Genomic DNA, 12201 nt, shown 5'->3' on the forward strand with positions numbered 1-12201 from the left:
AGGAACCGCAATGTCCGCAAACGTCCCGCCGGCACGGCATCCCTCCGGCGCGCGCCTCGTGCGCCCGCTCGGCCGCGATGCGCGGGGAACGAGCGTGGTCGAGTTCGGCCTGCTCCTCCCGATCATCTTCGTGATGCTGGTCGGCACGATCGACATGGCCCGCGCCTTCGCCAGCCGCCTCGCGCTCGAACAGGCGGTGCACCGCACGATCGAGATGGCGGCCGTTGGCGTGGTCGGAAGCGATTACGAATTCCTGCGCGCGGAAGCGGCGCAGGCCGCCGACGTGCCCGAGGCGCAGGTGCGCCTGCGGCAATGGACCCGCTGCGGCACCGAGACGGCGGAGCGCGCCTTCGAACATGATTGCGGCGCGGCGGAAGGCGCCCGCTACATCGCGATCGAGGTGTGGAAGAGCCACATGCCGAGCTTCAGCTTCGGCTATCTGTCGAAGCTGTTCAAAGGCGCGCAGCCGGACGGATCGATCCGGTTCACCGCCGTCTCGTCGCTGAGGGTGCAATGAACCGCGCGCCCCGCCTGCTTCGCCGCCTGATCCGTTCCGAACGCGGCCTCGGCGCGGTCGAATTCGCGCTGGTGGCGCCGGTGCTGCTGCTGCTCATCTTCGGCATGCTGCAGCTGGGCATGCTGTTCATCGCCAGCAACGGCCTCACCCATGCCGTCGCGGAAGGCGCGCGCTACGCCACCATCTTCCCGCGCCCGACCGACGAGGAGCTGATCGCCCATATCGAAGGCGCGCGGTTCGGCATGAAGGAGAGCCGCGTGACCGAGCCGAAGATCGAATGGCAGCAGGTCGAAGGCAGCGGCGCCCATTTCGTCGACATCGAAATGCGCTACGCCATGCCGCTCAACTTCGTCTTCTTCGAGACGCCGCCGATCACGCTGCGCGAGACGCGCCGCGCCTACGTCCAGCCGCCGCGTCCCGAGAGCTGAGGAACGGCGCGGGCGCGGAACGATTCCGGCGGCGCTGCCGTTTGCCCGTCGCCGGCGCTCCGCCGGACGAGGGAGCGCAGATGAGCCTCAACCGCCGTGAATTCGTCGTCAGCGCCGGGGCCGCGGCCGCGGGCGCCGCGCTGCTCGCCGGCTGCGACCGGCAGGCGGCCGGGCCGCTCCACAGCCCGGAGGAGGTCGCCGCCTCGGCCGGTCGCTGGCAGGACGTGCGCGCCGCCTTCGCTCTGTCGCCCGACACGATCCACATGAGCGCGATGCTGATCTCCTCCCACCCGCGGCCGGTGCGCGAGGCGATCGAGCGCCACCGGCGCGGGCTGGACCGGGACCCGGTCACCTATCTCGAGGACAATCACCGGCCGCGGATGAACGCGGCGCGCGAGGCGGCGGCGAACTATCTCGGCGTCGGCACCGACGCGGTTGCGCTGACCGACAGCACGACGATGGGCGTCGGCCTCGTCTATAACGGCCTGCGGCTGCGGCCCGGCGACGAGATCGTCTCCACCGAGCAGGATTATTACGTCACCATCGAGGCGCTGCGCCTGCTCGCCGAGCGCAGCGGCGCGCGGGTGGTGCAGGTGCCGCTCTACGAGAGGACGGAGACGCTCGGCCCGGACGAGGCGGTGGCGCGGATCCTGGCGGGCGTGACGCCGCGGACCCGGGTGGTGGCGCTCACCTGGGTCCATTCCTCGACCGGCTACAAGCTTCCCGCGCGGGCGGTGGCCGACGCCATAGCGGAGCTCAACCGCGATCGGCCGGAGGAGCGTCGCATCCTCTTCTGCCTGGACGGGGTCCATGGCTTCGGGGTGGAGGATTTCACCCTGGCCGATCTCGGCTGCGACTTCTTCATGGCCGGCTGCCACAAATGGCTGTTCGGGCCGCGCGGCACCGGCATCGTCGCCGCCGGCCCGCTGGGCTTCGAACCGCTGATTCCGGCCATTCCGAGCTTCATCGAACAAGGCGGCGGCTTCGACGCCTGGATCACGGGCGAGGGCGATCCGGGGCCCAACAACGGCGCCCGCATGACGCCGGGCGGGTTCAAGGCGTTCGAACACAAATGGGCTTTGGCCGAGGCGTTCGAATGGCAAAGCGGCATCGGCAAGGCGCGGGTGGCCGAGCGCACGCATGCTCTGGCCCGGCGGCTGAAGGAGGGGCTGCGCGGCATCGACGGCGTGACGCTGCTGACGCCGATGGAGGACGACCGGTCGGCGGGGATCGTCTCGTTCGACATCGACGGAATGTCTCCCGACGCCGTGGTGTCGCGGCTGCGCCAGCGCAAGATCATCGCCTCGGTCGCGCCTTACGCCATCCCGCATGTGCGGCTGACCCCCAGCATCCGCAACAGCGCGGGCGAAGTCGACGTGGCGATCGAAGCGGTGCGGGCGCTCGCCTGATCAGGAGCCGGGCGGCGCGGCGTGGGGCACGCGGTCGGGCACCGCGGTGGCCGGGACGGACGGCGCGTCCGGCGGCGTGTCCTGCCAGGCCCAGATGACCAGCACGGCGACCAGGATCATGAGGACGAGCAGCAAGGCGATGCTCATGCCCCGGCCGTAGCGGCCCTCCGGATTGTCGCGCACCCGATGCTCCTCCTGACTGGCGTGGAGCAAAGGGAACGGGCGCGCGGGGCCGGGGTTCCTGCGGGGGCGCGGATCAGGCCGGCTTGGGGCGGGGGCCGCCATTGCCGCGCTTGGGCCGGTTACTCTTGGCGTTCTCCGCCGCCGCGCGGGCGGCGCGTTCCGCTTCCTCGGCCTCGGCGCGGGCGGCGCGTTCGGCTTCCTCCGCTTCGGCGGCCGCGGTCTGCTCCTGCCGTTCGGCCTCGGCCGCCGCGCCTTCGGCCTCCTGCTCCTCGGCGGCCCGCGCGTCGGCCGCCTCCGCTGCGGCGCGCTCCAGCCGCTCCCGCGCCTCTTCCAGCTCGTCGAGCAGCCGCTTGGCGGCCTCGCCCAGCGCGGCACGGATCGCGTCGCCGATCTTCGTGGCCTCGCGCCGCACCTCTTCGGCGGCGCCCGCCACGTCGTCGCGCACCTGTCCCGCCGCACGGCGGAGATCTTCACGCGCGTCATGGGCCACGGCGCGGGCCTGATCGGCGGCCACCCACGCCTGCTCGCGCACCTCGCGGGCCGCCTCGCGCGCCTGTTCGCGCGCGGCGCGGAAGGCGTCGCCCGCCTCCGCCCCGGCCTCACCGCACGCATGCGCGCGCCGCCGACCGCTCTTGGCGGCGAGCGACGCGGCCGCGGCGCCGAATGCCGCCATGGCCAGCTTGCGCGCCGCCGGATCCTCGGCGATGCGGAACGCCTTCTTCGCCTTCTTGCGCAGCTTCTTCGGCACCTTGATGCCGGCCACTTCCTTGGGAATCTTCATCTTCCTGTCCTTGCCCACGGCGATTCTCCCGCTCATAACCGTGTTATTAGCATAAGACAGCGGCCGTGGCTATTCCACCACGATCAGCCCCGACATGCCGAGCAGGCGGTGGAAGAGATTGGCGCTGCGCACCCGGTAGCGGCCGGGCGCGGGGACGAGGGCGATGGTGCGACGTTCGCCGGGGCCGAGCCGGACATTGCCGTTGCGGACGATCGCCTCGTCCTCCTCGCGGATCCGGGCGGCGGCGAAGAAGTCGCGGGCGGCGAAATGCTGGGCGACTTCGCTGTTGTTGACCAGGGTGAGGCGGATCGGCTGGCCCGCCTCCAGCCGGATCGTGCGCGGCTCGTAGCGCCAGGGGGCGAGCAGGACGTCGTGCGCGATCGCCTGGCGCCAGTCGGGCGCTAAGGCGGCCGCGGGGGATGCGAGGAGCAGGGCGGCGACGATCGGCAGCAGGCGGTGCATGGACGGCCCCCTTGTCAGGCGAAACCCTTCAGACTTCAGGAGAATAGAGGAAGAGGGGCGGTGCGGATAGAGGGGAGTTCCCGCCAAAAAAAGAACCCGCGGGCACCGGGTGGCGCCCGCGGGTCAATGTCCCCTTCACGGGGAGCTTCGGGTCAGAAGCGGATGGTGAAGTCCGCGACCGCCCGGTCGTCGCGCAGGTCGGACCGGCCGATGCTGCTTTCGACGCCGGCGCCGAAGGAGAGACGGCCGCTGGTCATCTTGAGGCCGCCGCGCACTTCGCCCCACATCCGGTCGCCGTTGGCGATCGGCAGGTAGAAGGTGTGGCCCGCCGCGTTGGCGAAGCGCACCGCCATGCCGTCGTTCGCGCCCGACAGGGTGCTGACGAGATCGGCGGTGAGCTGCGGCTCGACCGTCCAGCCGGCGACGCTGGCGCTGCCCGCGACCCGGGCGCCCATGCGGGCGTCGAGGCGCTGCAGCTTCAGATCGTCGAGGTGGAGGGCCAGGTCGCCGCCATTCTCGCGGAAGCCGCCGAGATGGTAGGACGAATAGCCCAGCTGCGCCCGCGGCGTGACGGTGAGCCCCGGGGCCGCCGTCAGGTTGACGCCGGCTTCGGCCATGGCGGTGTAACGCTGCGTGGCGGTCGCGCCGTAGAGATCGAAGGCGATCTCGCCGGTGCTGGCGCTGCGCTGCATGGTCGTGCGGCTGTTCTCGGCCGAGGCGAGGCCGGCGACATAGGCGCCGCCGCCCAGCTGATAGGAGCCGTAGACCGCCGCCTGGGTGGTCCGCGCCTCGGTCCGGCCCTGCAGCGCGCCGGCGGCCGAGAAGCCGTCGGCATAGCCGAAGGCGCTGCCGACGGTGAGGCCCGGCGCCATCTCCATCTCCAGGCCCATGCCGACATGGACGCTGTGCTGGCCGCCGCCGATGCCCGCCCGGCTGTCGCCGATCGTGGAACCGCCGGTGGTGTAGCCGCTGCTGACGAAGCCGGTCATGCCTTCCGGCAGGACCTTCGCCGAAGCCTGCGAGGGCACCATGCTCTGGAAGCCGAGCGTCGGTGAGGGACGGCCCTCGGCCAGCGACTGGAGCATCGCGCCCGAGCCGTTGACGCTGAGATGCCCGCCCGACGCCGTGCCGAGGCTGGAGAGACGGTCGCTGATCGTGTTCAGCAGCACCCGGCTCTGCCGCTCCTGCAGCACCCGGTTCTCGGTCGCGATGTCCGGCGCCAGGCCGCGCAAAGTGCGCGACAGGGTGGCCGAATCCATCAGGTCGATCGAGGCGTAGAGGCTGCCCAGCTGGTGGTAGTAATTGCCGCGCAGCTGATCCAGCGCACGGGCGAAGGCCTGTTCGGTCGGACCGGACTGGCCGATCTGATTGGCGAGGCTGCCCGCGCGCAGGTTGGCGGTGACGCTGTTCGGACCATAGGTCAGCTCCGGACGGAGCACGCCCTGGAAGGCGTAGATCTGGCCGAACGTGCCGGTGACGCCGCCATTGGCGGTGAGGATGACGAAGCTGTCCCCATGCTTGGGCGCCGCGCCCTGAGCCTTGTTCATCACCAGCGAGCCGCCCAGCGAAGCCGCGCCCGTCACGGCGAGCCGGTCGGCGGCCTGACGGTTGGCATCGATGAACAGCGCCGAGGCGGACGACATGACCAGGTTGCCGTCGACGGTGAGGGTGCCGATCCGGTCCGCGCCGCCGGGGGCGACGATGCCGCCGACCACGGTGACGTAGGGCGCACGGAAGGTGCCCGAACCCGACAGCAGGCCGCTCAGGACCAGCGCGTCGCGCCCGCTGTGCACGAGCCCGTCGACATTGGTCCAGCCGTTCAGCTGGTTATATTCGCCGAGCACGCGAAGCGAGCCGCCCTGGCGCACGTCGAGCCGGGTCTGGCCGTCGAGCGTCATGCGGTCAATCGTCACGGCCGAGCTCAGGGTGGTGATGCCCGGGGCGGCGAGGGTCACGTCGTAATAACGCGCTTTGATGCCCTGCGACGGATTGGCGACGCGGTTGTTGGGCACGAAGTTGGTCGAGCCCGGGCCGCCCGGAACGACGATATAGCTGCCGGTGCCGGTGGGCGCCGCCTGGTCGAGCTGGGTGCAATCGTCAAGGAAGCAGATATAGCCCCACTTGGCGCCCGATCCGCTCACGCCTTCTTCCGGCGTGTTCGGCAGGCCGTTCACCAACTGGCCGTTGACGTCGATCATGTAGTTGGGATCCATCAGCTGGACCCAGTGATTGGCGTCTTCCCAATTGCCGTTGCCGCCCTTGTTACCGGCATAGACATAGGGATTGTTGGCGACGATCGTCTCCCAATAGGCATGCAGCGGCTGGTAGAAGCTGTGCGAGCCGTAGCTGTGGAACTGCTGCGCGGCGAAGAAGCGCGAGCCGCCCGACAGCACGCCCGCCACCACCTGGCGGTCGTACTTGTCTTCGACGACCAGCGGCCCGCCGGAATCGCCGCCCGCGGTCGTGCCTTCGCGCGGACGCACGGGATCGCCCCGCTCCGGGCCACCGAACAGGCCGAAGTCGAACTTGCCTGCGGCCGGGTTGTAGGCCGGATTGGGATCGTTGAAGCTCAGCATGTAGAGGTTGTTGACGACGCTGCCGCTGCCGAACAGCCACTGGTTGCGATCGTCGAGCGAGCCGAGCAGCGAGATGATGTTCTCGGCCGTGCGGCGGCGCCAGTCGATCGCGATGCCGCCGGGCGTACCCGAAGCGCCCTGGTTCTCACGGCCGGCATTGCCGTAGCCGATCTGCAGCGCGTTGGTCGGACCGTCGAGCGGAGAGAAAAGCACCGCCCAGGTGGGAATGTCGAACGCCGGCGTGTCGAGCGTCGCGATGGCGATGTCGGCGGTGAGGAAGCCGCTGGAGCCGGGATTCAGCGAGCGCGGATCCCACCACACCTGCTCCACCGCATAGAGCGCGCGGGCAAGGTTGGTCTTGTGAAGCAGCGCGGGGTTGGCCGCTTCGCCGTCGCCGGAGGAGAGGCCCAGCCAGAGCCGCACGGCGGGAAGATTGTCGGCGTTGAAGCCGAACGCGATCGGCGTGCCGCCGGTGTGCGGGCCGAACGGCGTGCCGTTCACGCCATAAACATCCGCCGGGCGGGTGTTCACGCAGTGGGCCGCGAAAATCACGGTGCGCGGATTGATCAGCGTGCCGGTGCACAGATTCATGCCGGTCGTGGCGGGGTTGCCGCGAATCGTCATCTGGCCGACGCCGGTGATCCCGCTGTCGAGGATGCCGGAAGGCGGCAGGGTGTTCGGATTCAGATCGTTGCGGATGACGATGCCGGGGCTTTCTTCCGAACCGGTCGGCCGGTCGGCCGCGGTGGCGGCGCTGGCCACGCCGGCGGTCAGAAGGATCCCGGTAGCCGTAAGCAAGCTGCGACGGACCACCGCGAAACGGGTACTTCTCATCAGACTGTCTCCCCATGTTTACATCCGGGGGGAGGCGTTTCCTGTTCTGTTATTTTCCCGAGTCGCCCCCCCAGGAAGTTCGGGAGGCTATGCGAAGAAAATCGCAACGCAAAGAGATATTTACAAAAAAGTTAATTGACCGCTTGGGCTGTTCAGAGCCGGTAGCTGGAACAGGTTGTTTCCCGCAGCCGAATCAATTTGCTAGCCCCCAAAGCTGGGGGGCGTTGTGAAAGGGTGCCGAATTTGAACGTCCCGTTTCGGGACGTTCCTCAGCCGCCCCAGCGAACTCCGATCCACAAGGTGCGCGGAGTGGCGCGTTCGACGATCCCCGCGCCCGAAATGCCCGCTTCGACCTTGGCGTCGAGCAGGTTCTCCGCCCGTGCCTCAAGGCGCATAGCGGGCGACAGGGCGATGCCGGCGAGCGCGTCGAAGGTGAGCGCGGGGGCGAGCCGATCCCGGTTGAGATCGTCCTCGAACTGCGCGCCGACATAGCGAGCGGACAGCGCGGCCGCATGACCCATTGGCGACCGCCATCCCAGCGTTCCCGCGAAGCTGTGGCGCGGCGCCTGGGCGGGGCGCAGGCCGTCCAGCGGCGCGGCCGGGCCGCGTGCCCGCACGCCGGCGTCGGCGAAGCTGTAGCCCGCCGCCAGCCGCCACGGCCCGCGCACGATCTCGCCGTCGATCTCGACGCCGCGCGTGGTGACCGCGTCGAGGTTGCGGCGCTGGCGATACTCGCCGGCGACGAAGCCGACGCCGGGGAAAGTCCCCGGTCCGCGGCCGAGCGTCACATTGGCGATCGCATCGTCCAACCGGTTGAGGAAGAAGGTGGCGCCGAGGCGCATGCCGCCCGCCGCAAAGTCGGCGCCCGCTTCGATCCCCTTCAGCCGTTCGGGATCCAGGTCGGCATTGGCGGCGGTCGCGTCCGGCCCCACCCGGAAGGGGCGATAAAGCTCGTTCAGCGTCGGCAGGCGCCAGCCGAGATAGGCCGCCGCGCGCAAGGTCAGCGGCTCCGCGGCGCGATAGGCGATGCCGCCCCGCCCTGTCGGCAGCCAGCCGGAGCGATCGGGGAAGGCGGCGTCGGTCAGCCGCTCGCCGGTCGCGAACACCGTCTCCAGGAGCCGGCCGTCCGAGATCCGCCAGCGGTCGATCCGGCCGCCGCCGTGGAGGGTGAGCGGGCCGCGCTCCCAGCCGCCCTCGGCATAGAGGCCGAACGTATCGGTGCGCCCGCCGGCGAGGCGTTGCCGCGTGCCGGTTCCGGCCACGAACTGGAAGCGCTCCTGCGTCCGCCCCTCCGCGCCGCGCCAGTCGCCGCCGACGCGCAGCTCCACCGGACCGAGCCGCGGCCGCGCCTCGAGCCGGACGCCGAGACCGGTCGCGGGAACGCCATATTGCTCGGCGGTGCGGGAGACCGCGTCGCGCGCCGGATTGGCGGCGGCGAAGCTGGTGTAGAAGTCGCGGGTCTGGACATAAGCGAGCGCCGACCAGTCGCGGCCGACCAGGCGCAGCGAGGCGTCGGCGCCTTCGCTGCGGACGTCGCTCAAGTCCGTGCCCCGCTCCCGCCGGTCGTCGAACAGCAGCAAGGCGGCCTGCAATTCGGTGCCCGGCGCGATCGGCGCGACGGCGCGGGCGGACAGGCTCTTCTGGTCGTAGGGCGAGGGCCGGTCGACCGGGCCGCGCTGGGCGGCGACCACAGGGACGAAGCCGTCGCCGCGCATCCAGGCGCCGGAGACGGAGACGAAGCCCTCCCCCAGATCGAGGCCGGCGGCGGCGAAGGCGTCGATCGCGTTGCGGCTGCCATAAAAGATGCCGCCGCCGAGCCCCGCGAGGTCGGCGGGAGCGGCGCTTTCGAGTTCGATCGTGCCGGCGAGCGCGCCGGGTCCGGCCGCGCCGGTGCCGCCGCCGCGCACCACCCGCACCGCGCCGAGGCGGCGCGGATCGTAGGCCGGCCAGGCGACCCATCCGCCGAACGGATCGGTCTGCGGCACGCCGTCGAGAAGGAGGAGCGCGCGGCTCGACGCATTGCCGCCGAGCGCGCGCAGGGTCGCGCCTTGCGCGGTGGGATTGGCCGAACGCGCGTCGGAGCGCCGGAACAGCTGGAAGCCCGGCACCTCGCGCAGCAGCTCGTCCAGCCGGTTGGAAGGGGAAGCCGCGAGCCGGTCGCGGCCGATCTCCACGGCCGCATAGACCCGCTCGCCCGCCGGCGCCTCCAGCCCGCGGCCGGTCACGACGATCTCGGACGGCTGGGCGGCGGCGGCGGAAAGGACGAGGGGAAGAATTGCGGAAGCGGCCATGGCGGGGGCCTTAGGGACGACCCGCCGCCATGGCCACCTCTGCTTTAGCCGCGGCCCGAGGCGCGGCGCCGGGCGCGGTTGCTCTTGGGCGCGCCGGCAGATCCGAAGTTCGGGCGGCGGCTGCGCGGGCGGCGGACGCGGCCGCGTTCCCGCTCCTCGCCGGCCGCCGCGCTCTGCGGACGGGCCGCGGGGGCGGCGGCGCGGGTCGACTTGATCCGCTCCGCCTCGGCCAGGAAATTGGCCGGAAGCGGCACCACCTCGATGCGCTGGCGGGTGAGCTTCTCGATGCCCTTCAGATAGGCCCGCTCATCCTCCGCGCAGAAGGCGATGGCGACGCCCGCCGCGCCGGCGCGCGCGGTGCGGCCGATACGGTGGACATATTGCTCGGCCACGTTCGGCAGCTCGAAGTTGATGACGTGGCTGACGCCCGACACGTCGATGCCGCGCGCCGCGATGTCCGTCGCGATCAGGATCTTGACCTCGCCGGAGCGGAACGCCGCCAGCGCGCGCTCGCGCTGCGGCTGGCTCTTGTTGCCGTGGATGGCGTTGGCGGCGATGCCGTTGCCGGCCAGCAGCTTCACCACCCGGTCCGCGCCATGCTTGGTGCGGGTGAAGATCAACACCCGGTCCATCGTCCCGCGCTCGGAAAAGCCCGCGCGCAGCATGATGGTGAGCAGGGCCTGCTTCTCCGCCTGCTGGCAGAAGGTGACATATTGGTCGACCCGTTCCGCCGTGGTGGCGGCCGGCGCGACCGACACTTCGGCCGGATCGGTGAGGAAGCGGTCGGCAAGGTCGCGGATCGTCTTCGGCATGGTGGCCGAGAAGAACAGGCTCTGCCGCTTGGCCGGCAGCAGCCGTACGATCGCCTTCAGCGCGTGGATGAAGCCGAGATCGAGCATCTGGTCGGCCTCGTCGAGGACGAGGATCTCGACCTTGGAGAGGCTGAGGAAGCCCTGTTCGACGAGATCGATCAGGCGACCCGGCGTCGCCACCAGCACGTCGACGCCGCGCGCCACGTCCTGCTTGTTGCGGCCGATCGACGTGCCGCCGAACACCGTCGCCACCGACAGGTGGCTGAACCGGCTGTAGGCGCGGGCACTCTCGGCGATCTGCGAGGCGAGCTCGCGGGTGGGGGCGAGCACCAGCATCCGGCAGCTGCGCGGCTGCGGACGCTTGTCGGCCTTCACCAGCCGGTCGATCGACGGCAGCATGAAGGCGGCGGTCTTGCCGGTTCCGGTCTGGGCGATGCCCAGCAGGTCGCGGCCCTTCAGGAGGGTCGGGATCGCCTGGGCCTGGATCGGCGTCGCGGTGTCATATTCCTTGAGCGCGAGCGCCTGGAGGACGGGCTGCGACAGCCCGAGTTGTTCGAATTGCATGAAGGTAACTCACATAAGAGCGGCGCCTTCCGCGCAGCCGAAACGGCGCGCGGATGACGCGGCGGGTTCTGCCAACCCGCGTGAAAAGGGAAAGCCTTGGGAAAAACGAAGCGGAGCCGGTCCCGTGGGGACGTTCACGCTGCATGGCGCTTCGATGGGGGCGATGTGGGCGCATGAGACCCCAAAGTCAAGCGAACGCGCAACTTCGCCCGGAAGCGGGAGTTTGGACATCCGCCATGCGCCTTCCGATTTTCCTCCTCTTGCCGCTGGCGCTCGCCGCCTGCGTTCCGGCCGCGTCGCCGCCCGCCGAGGCGCCGCCCCCGCCTTCCGTGCCGCCGCCGCCGGTCCCTCCGCCGCCTCCGGAAGGCACCGCCTTTCTCGCCGGACCCGAACCGGTGCTGCAGCCGACCGGCGACCCGCGGCTCGACGCCTGGATCCGCAGCACGATCGCGGAGAGCGGCCCGGCCTGGCGGCCGTTCCTGCTGCGCGCCTTCGCGCCGGTCCGCGCCAATCCGCTGGTCCTCCAGACGCTGGAGGCGGAGCCCGCCGATCCGGCCGCCTTCGTGCGCCGCTACGTGACTCCCGCCAGGGTGGCGGAGGGCCGGCGCCTCTACACCGCGCTACACGGACGCCCGCTGTTCCAGGGCGACCAGACGGTGCCGACCGAATATCTGATCGCCTTGTGGGGCATGCTCGCCGATTACGGGGTGGATCCGCCGCCCTTCGACATGATCGAGGCGATCGCCAACGCCGCCGCTTACGGCCGGGCGAGCGCCGCGACCGAGTTCCAGCTGTTCCACGCGGTCCACATCCTCGCCGAAGGCCGCATCCCGCGCGCGCGGCTCACCGCTTATGCGGACGGGCGGATCGGCGAGGTGCGCTGGCTGCCCGACCAGTATCGGGACTGGCGGGAGGACGGCGACGGCGACGGGACGGCGGACGTCTGGGACAATCGCGCCGACATCCTGCGCAACCTGCAGCGCACCCTCGCCGCCTGGGAAGGCAGCGTGCCGGCCTTCATCGAGGTGCTGCCGCCCGATCCCGCCAACCCGCGCATGGCCACGCCCAGCTCCATCGCCCTCGCTTACCTGCGCAGCCCGGACGGGCGGCCTTGGCCGGAGGCGTGGCGGAGCGCGGGCGGCGAGCTCGTCCGTCCGTTCGGCGAGGACGGGCCGCTGTTCCTCACCACCCGCAACGCGACGCCGCTCAACCATGCGAGCCCCTTCCGGTCGCGCTACGGCACCCCGCCCGGCATCGGCTTCGCCTTCGCCGCGCAGCTGCTGGCGGACCGGATCGCCGGCCGGCCCGGCCCGCGCCTGCCCGACCCCTAAGCCCCCTCGACAG

Annotated in this window: 10 protein-coding genes; 4 read left to right on the plus strand and 6 right to left on the minus strand. The window is 70.9% G+C overall.

The window, feature by feature from the left end; genetic code table 11:
* Positions 1–10 precede the first annotated feature (10 nt).
* The 3 genes from ACK4K7_RS04710 (at position 11) to ACK4K7_RS04720 (ending at position 2354) form a co-directional block, all read left to right on the plus strand.
* Complete coding sequence (locus tag ACK4K7_RS04710) at positions 11–517, plus strand: TadE/TadG family type IV pilus assembly protein (protein WP_431864069.1); 507 nt, start codon at positions 11–13, stop codon at positions 515–517.
* Positions 514–945, plus strand: coding sequence for a TadE/TadG family type IV pilus assembly protein (locus ACK4K7_RS04715; protein ID WP_431864070.1), 432 nt, complete (start codon positions 514–516; stop codon positions 943–945). The genes ACK4K7_RS04710 and ACK4K7_RS04715 overlap by 4 nt, the downstream gene beginning before the upstream one ends.
* Positions 946–1025: 80 nt before the next feature.
* Positions 1026–2354, plus strand: a complete 1329-nt coding sequence (locus tag ACK4K7_RS04720) for an aminotransferase class V-fold PLP-dependent enzyme (protein WP_431864071.1) — start codon at positions 1026–1028, stop codon at positions 2352–2354.
* On the opposite strand, the gene ACK4K7_RS04725 is transcribed toward ACK4K7_RS04720, so the two are convergent.
* The 6 genes from ACK4K7_RS04725 to ACK4K7_RS04750 form a co-directional block, all read right to left on the minus strand.
* Positions 2355–2537: a hypothetical protein gene (locus ACK4K7_RS04725; protein WP_431864072.1), complete on the minus strand. Its 183-nt coding sequence runs from the start codon at positions 2535–2537 to the stop codon at positions 2355–2357.
* Between the two features lie 73 nt (positions 2538–2610).
* Complete coding sequence (locus tag ACK4K7_RS04730; RefSeq protein ID WP_431864073.1) at positions 2611–3318, minus strand: hypothetical protein; 708 nt, start codon at positions 3316–3318, stop codon at positions 2611–2613.
* Between the two features lie 69 nt (positions 3319–3387).
* Positions 3388–3780, minus strand: a complete 393-nt coding sequence (locus ACK4K7_RS04735; RefSeq protein WP_431864074.1) for a copper-binding protein — start codon at positions 3778–3780, stop codon at positions 3388–3390.
* 152 nt (positions 3781–3932) lie between these two features.
* Positions 3933–7190 carry an autotransporter domain-containing protein gene (locus ACK4K7_RS04740; RefSeq protein WP_431864075.1) on the minus strand — a complete coding sequence of 1086 codons (3258 nt, stop codon included), beginning with the start codon at positions 7188–7190 and terminating at the stop codon, positions 3933–3935.
* A gap of 269 nt (positions 7191–7459) precedes the next feature.
* A complete protein-coding gene (locus ACK4K7_RS04745) occupies positions 7460–9481 on the minus strand; it encodes a TonB-dependent receptor (protein ID WP_431864076.1) in 2022 nt (673 codons plus the stop codon).
* 44 nt (positions 9482–9525) lie between these two features.
* Positions 9526–10857, minus strand: coding sequence for a DEAD/DEAH box helicase (locus ACK4K7_RS04750; RefSeq protein ID WP_431864077.1), 1332 nt, complete (start codon positions 10855–10857; stop codon positions 9526–9528).
* A 236-nt stretch (positions 10858–11093) separates the two neighbouring features.
* Here ACK4K7_RS04750 and ACK4K7_RS04755 point away from each other — a divergent pair, with 236 nt between their 5' ends.
* The gene (locus tag ACK4K7_RS04755) at positions 11094–12188 is read left to right on the plus strand and encodes a lytic murein transglycosylase (RefSeq protein WP_431864078.1); all 1095 of its coding nucleotides are present in this window, start codon (positions 11094–11096) and stop codon (positions 12186–12188) included.
* Positions 12189–12201 lie beyond the last annotated feature (13 nt).

It is taken from the genome of Allosphingosinicella sp. (assembly GCF_046295735.1).
In the GTDB taxonomy this organism is placed as follows: Bacteria; Pseudomonadota; Alphaproteobacteria; order Sphingomonadales; family Sphingomonadaceae; genus Allosphingosinicella.